This window comes from Nostoc sp. DSM 114159 (assembly GCF_053470285.1).
The window spans coordinates 8,185,453-8,199,295 of sequence record NZ_JBPFEH010000001.1 but is presented as its reverse complement, the minus strand read 5'-3'; the positions used below and the strand labels follow the sequence as shown (position 1 = coordinate 8,199,295).

Sequence of the window (13,843 nt, the reverse complement as noted above, 5' to 3'; positions counted from 1 at the left end):
GAGCCAGTGCGGTCTTCTCCCAAAGGGAGAGGCTAGCGCCAAGGGGGTTTCCCCCATGAGCAACTGGCGTTAGCGCAGCGTTAGCGACGCAGGAGCGTCACCCGAAGGGTCATTGGTCATTAGTCATTGGTCATTTGACTCTCGACAAATGACTAATCCTCAAACCAACTAGCGCGCCATGCAGCTTCAGCTTCAGCGATCGCCTTTTCTTTATATCTTTTTTTATACTCTCGTCCTAGTTTGTTTAGCTGAACTAAAATACTGCGGATTCGCTTGCGATCGGAGGAAAGGGTAACATCAGCAAATTCAATTTCTCCTAGCCGCAGGTTAATAGCCATGATTTGAGTCAGTCCCGAATCTTCTGACTGTTGCTCATTTTCAATTTCAATTACTAAGTTTAATAAATTGGGTGGCCCTGGCATGACCTCAGCAGATGCTTCTGATGCTGCCGCCGCTGCTGCTAAAATCGGCTCTGGTAATTTTTTCGGCAATACTCCAGCTTTTTGTAACAAAAGATTAGCATCGTGCGAAAGTTTTTTCAGGATATCTTGCGCAACCTCTTCTAATTTTTGTTGCCATTTTGCCAGTTCTATAGGATCGGAGGTGTTGGCAGTGAGATACTGAGAATTGGAAGTGTCAAGAAATAGTGAAGATGAAGAGGGTGTTACTTCCTCATCCACTTCATGCATTTCATCTCCTTCATCCATCTCATCTACCTCATTTTCCCCTGATTCTTCACTTGTAAGATAAATGAGCAATTGTTCAGCTGCGAGTTCACCCAACTTGCGGATGGCTTGTTGCAATTGTTGGCGCTGATTCAATGATAAATGCAAAAAGTTTTCGGGATATCCTTGAGTGCAGAGGTGGTAACTCGCGAGAATCAATTGTTTGCGTACAGCTAGCCCCAAGGTGTTTAGATAACTAGCATAAGCGCTTTGTAGTTCGATTGCGATCGCCCGGATCGCTTCTTGGAGTGCTGCAATATCCTGCTCAATTCGCTCGATTGCTCTTGCCATATTTTTTCGCTCTTGCCCATCTGAACCATTACATAGTACAAATGTACAAATTTATTTTAAGATAACTTTTCAGAGAATTTTAGATTTTAAATTAAATGCGATATTTCACGTCTTTTACTAAATAAAAGACAGGTCAAGCAAATAACCTGACCTGTTTTTTAAAGAGTCATTAGTCATTCGTCATTTGTCCTTGGTAAAGACTAATGACTAATGACCAATGACCAACGACTAATATTACTTAGTACCCATTTGTGCAGCGACTTCATCGGCAAAGCTGATTTCTTGCTTTTCAATGCCTTCGCCCAGTATATAACGGACAAAGCGAGTCACTTGAATCTCTTCACCTAATTGAGCCTTGACTTGTTTGATCAGGTCTTCTACGGAAATACTCTGATCGCGAATGTAGGGCTGATCGAGCAAAGTTAATTCTTTCAGGCGTTTTTCAATCCGTCCCTGAACAATCTTTTCTTTGATGTTTTCAGGCTTGTTCGCCAAATCATCCTTGCCCATTTCAATGTCTTTTTCCTTTTGGGCAATTTCGGCGGGGATTTGGTCTACGCTCACATACTCGACATTGGGACAAGCCGCAACTTGCATTGCAGTGTTCCGTGCCAAGGTTTGGAACTCTGAATTAGCAGCCACTGACTCAGTTTGGGAACCCAGTTCTACTAATACACCAACTCGACCGCCAGTGTGAATGTAGCTGTCTACTACACCTTGTGTCCCTTCTGCTATTGCAAAATTAACAAAGCGGCGCACTTGGATGTTTTCACCAAGGGTGGCAATGGTTTGCTTGATAAATTCTTCTACAGTCGCACTTTCATTATCAATATAGGGTTGAGCCAGCAAAGACTCAACACTATTAGCTGTCGCTGCTTGCTTTGCTAGATTCTTAACTAAAGCTTTAAAAGCCTCGTTACGAGCAACAAAGTCGGTTTGGCAGTTGACCTCTATGAGTACACCCACTCGACCTTCAGGCTGAATGTAAGTGTCTACTAAACCTTCTGCCGCAATGCGATCGCTTTTTCCCCCCGCCTTAGAGATGCCCTTTTTCCGTAGCCAGTCTATGGCTTCTTCTATATTGCCATTAGTCTCTATCAGCGCTTTTTTGCAGTCCATCATGCCAGCACCAGTTTTTTGGCGTAGCTCTTGGACGAGTTTTGCAGATATTTCCGCCATGTTGCCTCAATTCCTAACTTGACCTCGAGTTGTAATCACTTAATTTAGTACTGAGTACTGAGTTTTGTTAGCGTTAGCGGGGCGTTTAGCCCGTGCTGAGTTTTGAGCGTTCAGTTATCAATTTTATTCTTCATTGACAAATCACAACTTACAACTTCAAAAATCAAGACTCAGCACTATTCAATTTGCTGAGTCTTTCTATCTTACTCAGGACTTAGCACTCAAGACTCAGCACTATTCTTCTGTTTCCTCGTCGGGAATTACGGCATCAGTATATTCGCTTTCTTCGTAGTCATCGTCATACTCACTACCGTCGTAATCTTCGTAATCATCCTCAACATCCAGCTGACCATGACGACCTTCATAAATGGCATCTGCCAATTTTCCGACTATCAGCTTAATTGACCTGATAGCATCGTCGTTTGCGGGGATGGGGATATCTACTACATCGGGGTCACAGTTTGTATCCAACATGGACACAATGGGAATATTCAGCTTTTGGCATTCTTGAACTGCGTTATATTCCCGGCGTTGGTCTACGATTACCACGATATCGGGCACTTTTCGCATTGTCTTAATACCGCCCAAGTATTTCTGAAGCTTCGTCATTTCCCGACGTAGCATTGATGCTTCTTTTTTCGGTAATAAATCTAGTGCGCCAGTTTCCTCACGGCGTTCTAAATCTTTCAGACGGTCAACCCGTGTTTTGATGGTTGCCCAGTTGGTCAACATTCCGCCCAACCAGCGTTGGTTAATGTAGTGGGAACCACAACGGCTAGCTTCTTGGGCAATAATTCCAGCTGCTTGGCGCTTAGTACCGACAAAAAGAAATTTCTTCCCTTGTTCTGCGTGCGATCGCATGTAGTTGTAAGCATTATCCATCAACTGGGCAGTTTGCACCAAGTCGATAATATGTACACCATTGCGGGAAGTATAAATGTAAGGAGACATTTTTGGGTTCCAACGCCGGGTCTGATGCCCAAAGTGAACCCCTGACTCCATCATTTGAGCCAATGAAACTACTGGCATATATTTTTCAACTCCGATTCGGGTTAAACCTCCATCCAAGTGTATTTCCCAATCGGGAAACACCCGAATTCTTAGATGTGCGAGATTAGTTAACCATACTAGGTTAACATATTCTGAAGAGTTGTAGTTGCTGGATCGAGTGAGTCCAAGAAAATAGCGCTGCCTACTCAACAATTGGGCAGCACTATTAATGAAAATCTTGCTGTTTTAAAGGTCTACTAGCGGTCTTCTCAATCTTCGGGTTTAGGTTTTTGTCGCCGTTGTTCGATCTGATCGTCGATGGTTTCTCTCATTTTGCGATCGGCAGCGTCCATCGCAGAATACTTAAAGCGGTTGATTATGCCACTGAACAAGTTGCCAAAGAATCTTTCAATTTCTTGCATAATTTTATACCTCAATATTTAAAGGTAAATTCTTGACTTGACATTGGTCTTGGACTTTTTAGTGGAAGTTAGAAATAAAACACCAATCTCTGCTTCAAGTATCTATTAGTCTCTTAGCGTCTCAGGGTTCTTAAAAGGCTGGCGGTTTATTTATCCTTTGATTCAGTTTTGCTTGCGAATGACTGTATAAAACAGTCTTCTCTATAAAATCAGTATTGTTGAGACTTGCTAGATTGAAACGCGCTAGAGATTCATCTATTGTATTCTGTCTCAAGTAATAAATGTGGCAAACACACAGGTAACAAATTGTCTACTTGTTTATAACACCTAGTACGTCTACGATGCACGTAGCTATAGCAACTTCTGGTGCGTGTTACTCAATAGTATCGGTGTCTACATTGAGCGATGGCTGCGCCAACGCCAAGGGCGAACGCAACCTTACCTTTAACTGTTCTATTTGCAATTCTGCTTGTTCAGCTCGTTGGCGTTCTTGTTCAGCTCGTTGGCGTTCTTGTTCTACCAGTTCTTCTGCTGCTGTCTTGCTAAAACTTCCTGCCTTAAAGCCTGTGCCAGTTCGTCAGGGATCAGTAATTTTTCCCCGGTATCTTCTCGATAAAACCCAATTAGCCTTCCCTCAACTACCAAGCGCAGTTGTAAGGGTTCACTGCGTCCATCCTGTATAGGTTCGTAGATTTCTCCCCGCAGGCGATAGCCACGTAACTGTTGTTCCACCCACTCGCTTTTAGGGTCAAATAGCCAGTATTCTTTGACACCTAGCTGCTCATAGAGGGTCTTTTTGAAGATTTCGTCTTGTCCCTTAGTTCCAAAAGATGTCATTTCAAAAATAACTGTGGGTACTTGACCTTCTTCCCAGATTTTATAGTTGTCTCGACCGCCAGGTGTAACATCAAAAATTACCATTACATCTGGGGCTACCCGCAACTTCGGAAAACCCTGTGCATAGTAAAGAAATTGATTTCCTAATACTGTTGCCTGACGATTTGCCAAATACTGTTTCAGGACTTCTAAGGTAGTTAGTAAAGCATAAAGGTGGTCGTAGGTTTCTGCCACTGGTTGACCATCAGCACTGGGGTAGAAGATTTCTGATTCGACACTAACAGGTAAAGTAGCCGTCATGGTTGTAATTTCAGTGCTACGAGATTATTGTAGAACAACTCTAGTTCTCCCTAACTTGAGATGTGCAAGCTTTTCAAAATATAGCTAGATAACTCACAAAATCCTTCCCCTTCGGCAGCAGTGGTAATGTAAGCAGGCTGATATTTCAATTGATTCACATATTCCAGCACGTTAGCCACGCCTACAGAAACAGGAAAATAACGCCGATCGAATAAACTTTCATCATTGGGACTATCGCCAACAGTCACAATTTGTTCTGGTGAGTACTGGGGCAAATATTCGTGCAATACTTGCAATAATCCCACAGCTTTATCTTGTCCTTGAGGTTTAATGTGACACTGCACGTTGCTATAGGTAAATCCCCAACCCATTTGTTGACAGAGATTATCTAGGGTTTGTAGTTCGTTTTCACGCAAACCAGCTACATCAAAAGTCCAGTCGGTGACGCGAAAGCGATTATCAGCAGATTCTTGGATTTGGGGAAATTTAGTTTGTAAATTCTCAAAAGTCGTAGCCAAGTGCTGGCGATGTTGAACTAAATCAGGAATCGGTGTTAAGACTATTGGTTTCTGATTTCCAGGTGGAAAGAACAAACCGCCATTTTCTGCCATCCCACCTGCCACTGGCATCAAACTACTCAATCCACTTACCCATCCAGCCGAACGTCCGGTGACAATTAGAACTTTAATGGCAGCTGCTGCTAAATCCTCTAAAGCTTGTAGCAGTGCGGGAGTAAATTTTCCTCGTCTAGTCAAGGTGCCATCCATATCTGTGGCTATCAGACGAATATTGCTCAAGCTTGTAGATGAAACCTCAGATAGGGGAGCGAGGCTCAAATCTCTGGACATATACGGTTTGTAAAAGGCTGTAAAAAATATTAATCATACAGCAAGATGACCTTAAAGATTTGGGCATCCTAAACATCAGGAGTCAAGTTTTTCAGTTTCCCACCATGTCCACTTCAATGTTTCTTGCCCAATCCTCTGGGAAAAAGGCTACTAAAAAGGCATCCCAGGAAGTGCCAGCAAGTAATCCTCAAATACCACCATTACTGTTGGTAACTTCTGGAGGACTGGCTTTAGTGGTGATTGCTTTGATTGTGTATATTAAACTCCAGAAGGATAAGCTGGAGAAAAAACTTAAGTTTGAGCAATTCCGCGCGCGAGAATTAGAGAAAAAGTTTAAGCTGGCGCTGGAAACAATTCGCAAAATGGAAACTAATCCCGATTTGGTGAACTCACGGGATTTTAACCTGGATTATCTGCGGATGCGGATGTCAGAGGAGGTGTTTCACTTTGCAATTCTTAATCAAATAAAGATTCAGATCAAAGAAAAAATTTCTCAAGCCCTGCGTCCAAGTCAAGCCCAACAAGGATCGGTTGGAATTGCTAATAGTGCTGGACGACAAGTAGATGAAATTTTTGATGTCGAGTATGAAACTGGTAGTCCAGGGAATTCTGCTAAACGAGTGCTGTTTCGGATTCAAATCAAGTTAATGAAGTTACCGACGCAAGCAACTTCTGCTACTATTAGTCAAATTATTGATTGTATAGAAACTTATTTAAGCCCGATAGAAGACGAAGATAGTTGGCAACCAATAATTCAAGGTCGGATTGCTACCATGCATTGGGATCAAAAGGCTAAACCTACGCCTCTACTAGTACTGGAACAATCGAATGAAGGTGTGAATGTAACTTTCCGTACCAGTCGCCAACCAAATACTCCAACTCCACCAAAGTCACCTGGAATTAAAAAATCAGGCTCGGCTAGACAATAAATTATGGTTGTCATTGGTCATTGGTCATTAGTCATTGGTCATTGGTCATTGGTCATTGGTCATTATCGGACACTTGTACTAAGCTTTATCGTTGACGCAGCCTCTCGTAGAAAAGTATTGGTCAATGGTCATTAGTCAAGAGTTACTAGCTAAATGATCAAAATGACAAAGAACAAAGGACAAATGACTAAAAATCATGACTGAATAACTGTATTGGGGGAATTACGGGTTAAAAGACCATCTTCCATTTCGACGATGCGATCGGCTATGTCTAAAATACGGTTGTCGTGTGTCACCAATAAGATAGTAGTTCCTTGATTTTTGGCTAGACTCTGCATTATTTCCACGACATCGCGTCCTGATTGTTTATCTAATGCTGCTGTTGGTTCGTCTGCTAGTACCAAGGGGGGACGATTCACCAAGGCGCGGGCGATCGCAATTCTTTGCTTTTGTCCACCAGAAAGATTATCTGGGTAGTAATCAACTCGTTCTTCTAGACCAACAGACCCCAGCATAGCTTTAGATTTAGCCATTGCTTCTGCTTGAGAAATATTATCGTTCAATTCTACCGCCATTTGCACATTTTGCTTGGCTGTCAAGAACCCTAGCAAATTGTGAGCTTGGAAAATATAACCAATGTTGCGTCGCATCTGCACTAATTTGTTTTGACTGACGCCAATAAGTTCTTCACCTAAAAATTTTAAACTTCCCTCTTGTACAGACCGCAAACCACCAATTAAGCTCAGTAATGTTGTTTTACCTGAACCTGATGGCCCGGTCATAATCACAATCTCACCTGGATAAATGTTTAGGTTTATATTAAATAATATCTGTTTTCTCAGTGCGCCTTTGCCATAGAAGTGATTGAGATTTTTAATGGCGATTACAGGTTCTTTTTCCATCATGCTTTTGTTAGTTGTAAATTAGTATTTCAAATTTTAACTTTAGTGACTGTCAGAAATTAAATTTGCTAGTTATGAGCATAAGTCCAATTTATTATTAATATTTTTTAATTAAAATTAGATTAGTTAAAAAATATCTGCTGGATCGGCAGAGCGTAATTTTCTAACTGCGATCGCACCAGAAATAATGCACATCAGCATAGTCAAAATCAATACCATTACAGCCCGCTCAAAACTCATAAAAACTGGTAAAAGTGTGGCATTTCTGGCACTGTTATACATAAATAAGGCAAAAACTATTCCAGGAAAATATCCTAAAACTGCTAATAATAAAGCTTCTTGAAGAATAACTGTCAATAAATAGTTTTGTGTATAACCTATCGCCTTAAGGGTAGCGTACTCGGCTAAGTGGTCTGCAACTTCTGTATAAAGAATTTGATAAACAATTACAGTCCCCACAATGAAACCCATAACAGTCCCTAATGTGAAAATAAAGCCAATAGCTGTACTATTCGCCCAGTAACTCCGCTCAAAATCAATAAATTCTTGTTTAGTTAAAACATTTACTTCATTAGGTAAATACTTTCGTAATTGTTGGGCCACAACATTAGCATCTGCTCCCGGCTTTAATCTAATTAGCCCAATATCAATTAATCCTTTTTGGCGATTGCTAAATATTCGCAGAAAGTTGATATCGCTCGTAATTAAATTACCATCTGCACCAAATGATGCACCTAATGTAAAGAGTCCTTCTACTTTAACTCGCCGCCTTCGGACTTCTGCCGTTACAGGCTTTCCTTGGTCATAATTAGCAGCGATCGGCCCATACTCTACCCTAGAAGAACGGTCAAATAGAACTACATCAGGTAGTTTAAGTTTATCTAAATTTTCCTGAACTCCAGGTAAGTTAACTAAGTTAGTTTCTGGGTTCATTCCAAAAACTAGGATACTCCGAGGACGCCCGGTTACAGGATTTTTCCAGATTGTAAAGTCCAAATAGATCGGATGTACAGATTGAACTGCGGGTAATTCTAAGGCTTTATATAATCGTCGCTGAGAAAAGCTTCTCATCGCCAATATAGCGTTAGATTGACTATTAATTAAAACAATATCGCCTTGTAAGCTGTTATGAAATCTAACGTTACTATAATACAGAGCATCTCGAAAGCCGAGTTGCATAAACATTAAAATATCGGCAAAAGCAATTCCTGCTAATGCCACAGCTAGGCGAGTTTTTTCCCTTGTCAGTTGTAGCCACGACAGAGGTATTTTTTGATTCATTTTATAGGCGTCTCAACAAGTGTAGCGATTTTAGATTTTCAACCCATTATGGTGACACCCGTACCGGATTGATAGAATGTTTAAAATTGATTAAACAGACTATTGAATCATATTTTTAATCCAAAATATCAAATTATGGATTGGAATTACTGCTCACCTATAACTTAATTAGTTATTAATATCCACAAGAACTTTGGCGTAAGTTAAACCAGAAACTTTCTGGCTATCTTCTGGAGACAGAGCAATTTTAACTTCTACAACTCTGGCATCTACATCTGCGGCTGGATCTGTATTCAGTACATCTTTTTTACCAATTTTTCTGCCAATTTCAGTGACAGTTCCCTTTAATTCGCCGCTAAATGCGCCGTTATCACTGGTGATAGTAGCATTTTGACCAAGACGCACTTTAGCAATGCTGTCTTCAGCAACTTCAGCAATTACAAACATTTGCTTGGTTTGGCCAAGTTCAGCAATGCCATTTGCGCCGATCGCTTCACCCGATTTGGCATAAACCTTTAAAATCTCTCCAGCGATTGGTGCTTGAACGTAGCTCAATCTCAGTTCTGCTTCAGCTTTTCTAACATTTGCGATCGCATTACTAACTTGGGCTTGCGCTACTTGCACATCGGTAGGACTAACATCTAAAATTCTGCTTAGTTTGGCCTTTTCTTCATCGATTTGTCTTTGCAAAGTTGCAACAGTTTTATCGCGGTTAACTCTAGCTTCGATTAACTGCTGTTGCAAAGTTGCTAAATTTTGGATTTGGTTGGCTCTAGCCTCTGCAAGTTGCTGTCGCAAAGTTGCCAATGTCTGCTTTAAGGTAGCTTGGCTTTCAGCCACCTGCTGATTAGCAGTTATTGCACTCAAGCGTCTTCTGTCTCGTTCTTGCTGAGAAATAGCACCTTCTTTGTATAAATAATCATAGCGTCCGGCATCGACTTGAGCATTGCGCTGTTCGGCTTGAATACGTACAACCGTTGCTCTGAGGGCATCTCTTTGCCCACTGAGTTCAGCTTCTAGGCGATTCACGGTTGCTTGTTGGACAAGTTTATCACCGCTTAACTGAGCTGCAACCCTTGCGATCGCTGCTTGCGCTGCATTCCTTTCGCCAATTAACTGCGCTTGTAGGCGAGCAATAACTGCTCTTTGAGCTTGAATATCCCTTGGAGAGCCAGCCCTGACTTGCGCTAAATTCGCACGGGCTTCTTGGACTTTCGCTTTTGCTTCTTGTAGTCCGGCTACTTGGGTATCGCGGTTGTCTAAAATTGCCACAATTTGACCTTGCTTTACCTGTTCGCCCTCTTTCACCAGAAGTTGCTGAATTCGTGATGATGGTGCTAATCCTGATGATGGGGCGGACAATTTAACAACTTCGCCTCGCGGTTCCAAACGCCCTACAGCACTAATGCTATTGGTAGATGGCATTACGGGTGCGGATGTAGTTAGTTTTCTTAACTGCTCGATTTTAGCCGTACCTAGTATGCCAGCGGCGATTACTACTGGCACGGCTACAGCGATACCCCACCAAATCTTAGGTTGTTCATGATTTAGTGTTTGTTCACTTGGTTTCGGCTTTTCAGTCACCCTTGACATAATATGTTGCCCATTTACCTGAATTGTGCTAATGGAAGTAATAAATAAAAAGGTTTTTAATCAACAGCCAGCTGTTAGGACAAACAACGTGGTTTCAAGCTGGGTATGGCTTAAAAATCGATTGTGTGATGAACGTTCAACACTATGGCTTAACAAAATGGTGTTTTCTATAACCGCTCATTATGTATGCAATACACTTTGACCTCACTTCCATTTCTCTCTCCTAAAAGGAGAGAGGCTTTGAATCTTACTCTCCTTCCAGCGACAAAAGTTTTTCTGCTTCCCTCTCCTCGTAGGAGAGGGTTAGGGAGAGGTAGGGAAGGGGCTGGGGGTTAGGTCTGTATTGCACTCAACTGATAACCGCTATATTGAGACATGAATGCAATCGGAGTTAGCAGAATTCACAAGCAGTATGAATCTAGATATAGAGATGCGATATATCGCATCTTTATAAAAAATTCTCAATTGGTATGATGCGGTACTTTACTGCTACATTCACTACAGTTATAGTTAGTCACAAAATTGAAAAGAAACATCAAAAATAGACTGTTGCCTTTGTTAGACACAATCTTGCTACAAAAGTTAGTCTTCCTTAAGTGAATCAACGATTAACTAACTAAAAAATGTCTATCAACTTGAACATTCCTAACATCAGAGTTTCCTTAACTTTCTGGTCGATGAGTTAGCTGTCTCTAGTTGTTTGCACTTACCAAGACAACAAACCATTTTGTGATATTCGCTTCAAAGACCTTGCTATTCTCCCTGTTGCTGTTTTGGAACTCCATAAAACTCTCGTTGAATGAATTCTACATTTATCCGTTAGCTGAAAACGTAGCAGAACCTACAGATGGGGGAGATGAGGGTGATGGAGGAGATGATTAAGTTGGGAGGTCAAATAAAACTGTGGTCATATAATTTTCTGCCCAAGCTGGGCCAAAGGCTTTTTCAAGTACGCGGCGGGTTTTATCGTTTTGCTGCTGTTTGGTGCAGTAGTTGTGTTGTCCGGCGAGATTTTGGGTGACTTGTTCAACTGAAACAGGATGTGAGGCGATCGCTTGGATGCAATGAATGTCTAAAAATTCTCGCACCCGCGAGAGAAACATTGTTTCTTCTTCAGGGGAACTGGGGCGGACAAAGATGCAGAAATCCGAAAAAATATTTCCCCATTCTGGTAATTCACGGGGTTGGGAAAAGTTAAGCACTGTTAGCTGTGTCAGTGCCGAAGTATAAGATTCTGGTAAGGTGCGTTCTACTTGAATAGGAGAAAGGTCTGCGATCGCTGCACTAATTTGACCTCTACCCCCAACTAAATCACAACCAAACATTGGCAGGTTGTATTCTGGCCGGGGAAACATGACGCAGTGCAAAATATCCAGCATATTGCCGATTTTTGCCAGTTCCAAGTGCATTTTCCGAAACTGGGGCGTTTGATAGCAACGGTTTTCAATCGTCAGTTTTTCGCCTTCTAATCTACCTTCCACATACCCCAACTCATTAGGCAAATAGTAAGGGGATAAATCTAGGTGCTGATGCCAAGCTGCCTCAATACAATCAGCTAGCTGACGAATTAGGGGATGTTGTTGCTCGCGCAGCGAGGGCATAGAAGTAAATGACATATTCTAGTTGGGAATGCGATCTAATGGCCAGTCTACAACCTGTCGTGCCATACCTGTTGTGGTCTGCAATATAAGCAAACACTTACACTCAGCCAACGTAAATTTATAAGACAGATACTTTTCACAAGGATTATTTATTTTGTAGTCTAGGTTACAGAAATAATTTTAGATTAGCCCATTTGTGAAGGCTAATAGAAAGCTATGAAACTAGATTCTTATAAACCGGATTTTGCTGTACATACAAGAAAGCACAATAATCTCGAAGGCTTACAGAGGTTCAAAGCTTCTACTTGGGTAAACCTTTTGCAACTTCCCAACCCATTTAGTTTTGACGAAGCACTTTTATTGTGTCCGGTTTCAGCAGATGAGTGGCTAGCCTGGATTCCAGATCATGGAGAGGCAATACTCAATATCAGGCAATTTAGTTATTAATCATTAGTCATTTGTCATTGGTTATTGACTTTGGACAGATGACTATTCCTGCCAGAAATCAGTGACATCGTATCCCAATTCACTTAACATCTGCCGCAGCAGAGGTAAACTGAGTCCAATTACATTGCTGTGGCAGCCTTCAATTTTTTCTACAAAGAAACTTCCAAAACCCTCAATGGCAAAAGCACCAGCACACTTGAGCGGTTCACCTGTGGCAACATAAGCTTTAATTGCCTTCTCGTTCATTTGAGCAAAGTAAACTCTTGTAACTCTTGACTTGACTAAAGTACGGTTTTGCTGATGGTCAATTAAGGCGTGACCTGTGTACAAGTCGCCAAAGTTATCTTGCATTATCTGCCAACGAGCGATCGCTTCCGAGAAGTCTGCTGGTTTGCCATAAATTTCACCATTGATGGACAAAACTGAATCACAACCCATAATCAAAGCTGATTGAAACTGTGGGGCTACAGTTTCTGCTTTATACTGGGCAAGAGTTTTGACCAATTCTGCTGGTTCACTTAGTTCAATTTGCGACTCATCAAAGTCACTAGGTTGAACTATTGGTTCAATACCAACAGTTTGCAGCAAGCGGCGTCGGGCTGGAGAAGCTGAAGCTAGTACAAAAGGTGGAATTTTCATGAGATTTTAGAAAAATTGTTAATTGGGCATTGGGCATTGGGCATTGTAATTAAGTTTCTTTCTTATTCCCCATTCCCAATTCCCCATTCCCCATTCCCTACTCCCTAATTAATAAACAGAAAAAGAATTAACGACCTCATCAATCATTCGTTTAACTTTCTGCCAGCGTTTTTCAGGAATTGAGGCGTTGAAGGTAAAAAGTTTACCACGACTCACAGCAACGCTGGCGATGTTGTGTCGTTGTTGTTGATTGGGGAGTTTAACCTCATACTCTAAAAGGTAATATGTTTTACCATCTACTTCTCGCTGGGCAGCATTGACTAATTCAGCCGAACGACCAGAATCGGGAGGCGCAAGAGCTGCTTTTCCTAATTTGTATCCTACTTCTGTTGGGGTTCCCAATTCTGACAAAGTTTTGCCTTCAGGAACTGGGCTAATCACAACCGAAACGTTTTCAGACACCTCAATCAAATCGTGGAAAACCACATCTGGGCCATTGGCAACTTTAACTGGCAGCCAGCCGTTAGGATATAAAAACTGATAGCCATCACCACTGTCTACAAAGCTTTTAAGTCCAGCCGCAACCGCTACATCCGAATTACTCAGACTGAAGCTCAACACCAATAGCAAAATTAATACAATTCGTTTCCACATTTCTACAGATTCCTTTGGGCTGGAGATAACACAAGGCTTGCATCATTTCTCGTCTTTATTCTCCCACCAACCGGGACGCTTCGGATAATGTATTAGATGGTAAGTATAAATGCTTATGTTCCCTAACGCCTAATTTTGAAGAAGAATTCAGGAGTCAGAATTGTCATACCAATTTGAAAAAAGAATGTGACAAATAGACCATTTG

At 41.5% G+C, this 13,843-nt stretch carries 14 protein-coding genes and 1 pseudogene; 3 read left to right on the top strand and 12 right to left on the bottom strand.

The features are described 5' to 3' along the window. Positions 1 to 152: 152 nt before the first annotated feature. The 6 genes and pseudogenes from ACR5KR_RS34405 to ACR5KR_RS34380 all read right to left on the bottom strand — a co-directional run bounded on the left by ACR5KR_RS34405 (position 153) and on the right by ACR5KR_RS34380 (position 5,592). Positions 153 to 1,016, bottom strand: a complete 864-nt coding sequence (locus tag ACR5KR_RS34405; protein WP_445629625.1) for a hypothetical protein — start codon at positions 1,014 to 1,016, stop codon at positions 153 to 155. 234 nt (positions 1,017 to 1,250) lie between these two features. Then, positions 1,251 to 2,195: a translation elongation factor Ts gene (gene tsf, locus ACR5KR_RS34400; protein WP_445629624.1), complete on the bottom strand. Its 945-nt coding sequence runs from the start codon at positions 2,193 to 2,195 to the stop codon at positions 1,251 to 1,253. A gap of 234 nt (positions 2,196 to 2,429) precedes the next feature. After that, entirely contained in the window at positions 2,430 to 3,224 is a 795-nt protein-coding gene (gene rpsB, locus ACR5KR_RS34395; protein ID WP_445629623.1) for a 30S ribosomal protein S2, read from the bottom strand. A gap of 230 nt (positions 3,225 to 3,454) precedes the next feature. After that, positions 3,455 to 3,607: a hypothetical protein gene (locus ACR5KR_RS34390; protein WP_445629622.1), complete on the bottom strand. Its 153-nt coding sequence runs from the start codon at positions 3,605 to 3,607 to the stop codon at positions 3,455 to 3,457. Between the two features lie 373 nt (positions 3,608 to 3,980). After that, positions 3,981 to 4,744 (bottom strand): annotated as a pseudogene (locus tag ACR5KR_RS34385) (Uma2 family endonuclease). 50 nt (positions 4,745 to 4,794) lie between these two features. After that, the gene (locus ACR5KR_RS34380) at positions 4,795 to 5,592 is read right to left on the bottom strand and encodes an HAD-IIB family hydrolase (protein ID WP_448269866.1); all 798 of its coding nucleotides are present in this window, start codon (positions 5,590 to 5,592) and stop codon (positions 4,795 to 4,797) included. A gap of 104 nt (positions 5,593 to 5,696) precedes the next feature. Between ACR5KR_RS34380 and ACR5KR_RS34375 the strand changes: the two genes are divergently transcribed. Further along, the gene (locus tag ACR5KR_RS34375; protein WP_448269864.1) at positions 5,697 to 6,521 is read left to right on the top strand and encodes a hypothetical protein; all 825 of its coding nucleotides are present in this window, start codon (positions 5,697 to 5,699) and stop codon (positions 6,519 to 6,521) included. A 3-nt stretch (positions 6,522 to 6,524) separates the two neighbouring features. Beyond that, positions 6,525 to 6,656 (top strand): hypothetical protein, encoded by a 132-nt coding sequence (locus tag ACR5KR_RS34370; protein WP_448269862.1) that lies wholly within the window; start codon positions 6,525 to 6,527, stop codon positions 6,654 to 6,656. Positions 6,657 to 6,715: 59 nt separating this feature from the next. Here the strand turns inward: ACR5KR_RS34370 and ACR5KR_RS34365 are convergent, their stop codons facing one another. The 4 genes from ACR5KR_RS34365 to ACR5KR_RS34350 form a co-directional block, all read right to left on the bottom strand. Next, on the bottom strand, positions 6,716 to 7,423 hold the full coding sequence (locus ACR5KR_RS34365; protein ID WP_445632266.1) for a DevA family ABC transporter ATP-binding protein: 708 nt from the start codon (positions 7,421 to 7,423) through the stop codon (positions 6,716 to 6,718). A 126-nt stretch (positions 7,424 to 7,549) separates the two neighbouring features. Then, positions 7,550 to 8,704, bottom strand: coding sequence for an ABC transporter permease DevC (devC, locus tag ACR5KR_RS34360; RefSeq protein ID WP_445629619.1), 1,155 nt, complete (start codon positions 8,702 to 8,704; stop codon positions 7,550 to 7,552). 168 nt (positions 8,705 to 8,872) lie between these two features. After that, complete coding sequence (locus ACR5KR_RS34355; RefSeq protein WP_448269860.1) at positions 8,873 to 10,297, bottom strand: HlyD family efflux transporter periplasmic adaptor subunit; 1,425 nt, start codon at positions 10,295 to 10,297, stop codon at positions 8,873 to 8,875. An 878-nt stretch (positions 10,298 to 11,175) separates the two neighbouring features. Further along, complete coding sequence (locus ACR5KR_RS34350) at positions 11,176 to 11,913, bottom strand: phycocyanobilin:ferredoxin oxidoreductase (protein WP_445629617.1); 738 nt, start codon at positions 11,911 to 11,913, stop codon at positions 11,176 to 11,178. 201 nt (positions 11,914 to 12,114) lie between these two features. On the opposite strand from ACR5KR_RS34350, the gene ACR5KR_RS34345 reads away from it, so the two are divergent. Continuing rightward, on the top strand, positions 12,115 to 12,345 hold the full coding sequence (locus ACR5KR_RS34345; protein WP_322696502.1) for a hypothetical protein: 231 nt from the start codon (positions 12,115 to 12,117) through the stop codon (positions 12,343 to 12,345). Positions 12,346 to 12,387: 42 nt separating this feature from the next. On the opposite strand, the gene ACR5KR_RS34340 is transcribed toward ACR5KR_RS34345, so the two are convergent. Together ACR5KR_RS34340 and psbP are read right to left on the bottom strand one after the other, a co-directional pair. Further along, entirely contained in the window at positions 12,388 to 12,984 is a 597-nt protein-coding gene (locus ACR5KR_RS34340; protein WP_445629615.1) for a Maf family protein, read from the bottom strand. A gap of 108 nt (positions 12,985 to 13,092) precedes the next feature. Next, the gene (gene psbP / locus ACR5KR_RS34335; protein WP_445629614.1) at positions 13,093 to 13,638 is read right to left on the bottom strand and encodes a photosystem II reaction center PsbP; all 546 of its coding nucleotides are present in this window, start codon (positions 13,636 to 13,638) and stop codon (positions 13,093 to 13,095) included. Positions 13,639 to 13,843: the final 205 nt, after the last annotated feature.

What these genes read in the sequence shown, in the direction of transcription:
- ACR5KR_RS34405 (WP_445629625.1), bottom strand. Translation starts at nt 1,016, where the DNA reads ATGGCAAGAGCAATCGAGCGAATTGAGCAGGATATTGCAGCACTCCAA.
- tsf (WP_445629624.1), bottom strand. Translation starts at nt 2,195, where the DNA reads ATGGCGGAAATATCTGCAAAACTCGTCCAAGAGCTACGCCAAAAAACT.
- rpsB (WP_445629623.1), bottom strand. Translation starts at nt 3,224, where the DNA reads ATGCCAGTAGTTTCATTGGCTCAAATGATGGAGTCAGGGGTTCACTTT.
- ACR5KR_RS34390 (WP_445629622.1), bottom strand. Translation starts at nt 3,607, where the DNA reads ATGCAAGAAATTGAAAGATTCTTTGGCAACTTGTTCAGTGGCATAATC.
- ACR5KR_RS34380 (WP_448269866.1), bottom strand. Translation starts at nt 5,592, where the DNA reads ATGTCCAGAGATTTGAGCCTCGCTCCCCTATCTGAGGTTTCATCTACA.
- ACR5KR_RS34375 (WP_448269864.1), top strand. Translation starts at nt 5,697, where the DNA reads ATGTCCACTTCAATGTTTCTTGCCCAATCCTCTGGGAAAAAGGCTACT.
- ACR5KR_RS34370 (WP_448269862.1), top strand. Translation starts at nt 6,525, where the DNA reads ATGGTTGTCATTGGTCATTGGTCATTAGTCATTGGTCATTGGTCATTG.
- ACR5KR_RS34365 (WP_445632266.1), bottom strand. Translation starts at nt 7,423, where the DNA reads ATGGAAAAAGAACCTGTAATCGCCATTAAAAATCTCAATCACTTCTAT.
- devC (WP_445629619.1), bottom strand. Translation starts at nt 8,704, where the DNA reads ATGAATCAAAAAATACCTCTGTCGTGGCTACAACTGACAAGGGAAAAA.
- ACR5KR_RS34355 (WP_448269860.1), bottom strand. Translation starts at nt 10,297, where the DNA reads ATGTCAAGGGTGACTGAAAAGCCGAAACCAAGTGAACAAACACTAAAT.
- ACR5KR_RS34350 (WP_445629617.1), bottom strand. Translation starts at nt 11,913, where the DNA reads ATGTCATTTACTTCTATGCCCTCGCTGCGCGAGCAACAACATCCCCTA.
- ACR5KR_RS34345 (WP_322696502.1), top strand. Translation starts at nt 12,115, where the DNA reads ATGAAACTAGATTCTTATAAACCGGATTTTGCTGTACATACAAGAAAG.
- ACR5KR_RS34340 (WP_445629615.1), bottom strand. Translation starts at nt 12,984, where the DNA reads ATGAAAATTCCACCTTTTGTACTAGCTTCAGCTTCTCCAGCCCGACGC.
- psbP (WP_445629614.1), bottom strand. Translation starts at nt 13,638, where the DNA reads ATGTGGAAACGAATTGTATTAATTTTGCTATTGGTGTTGAGCTTCAGT.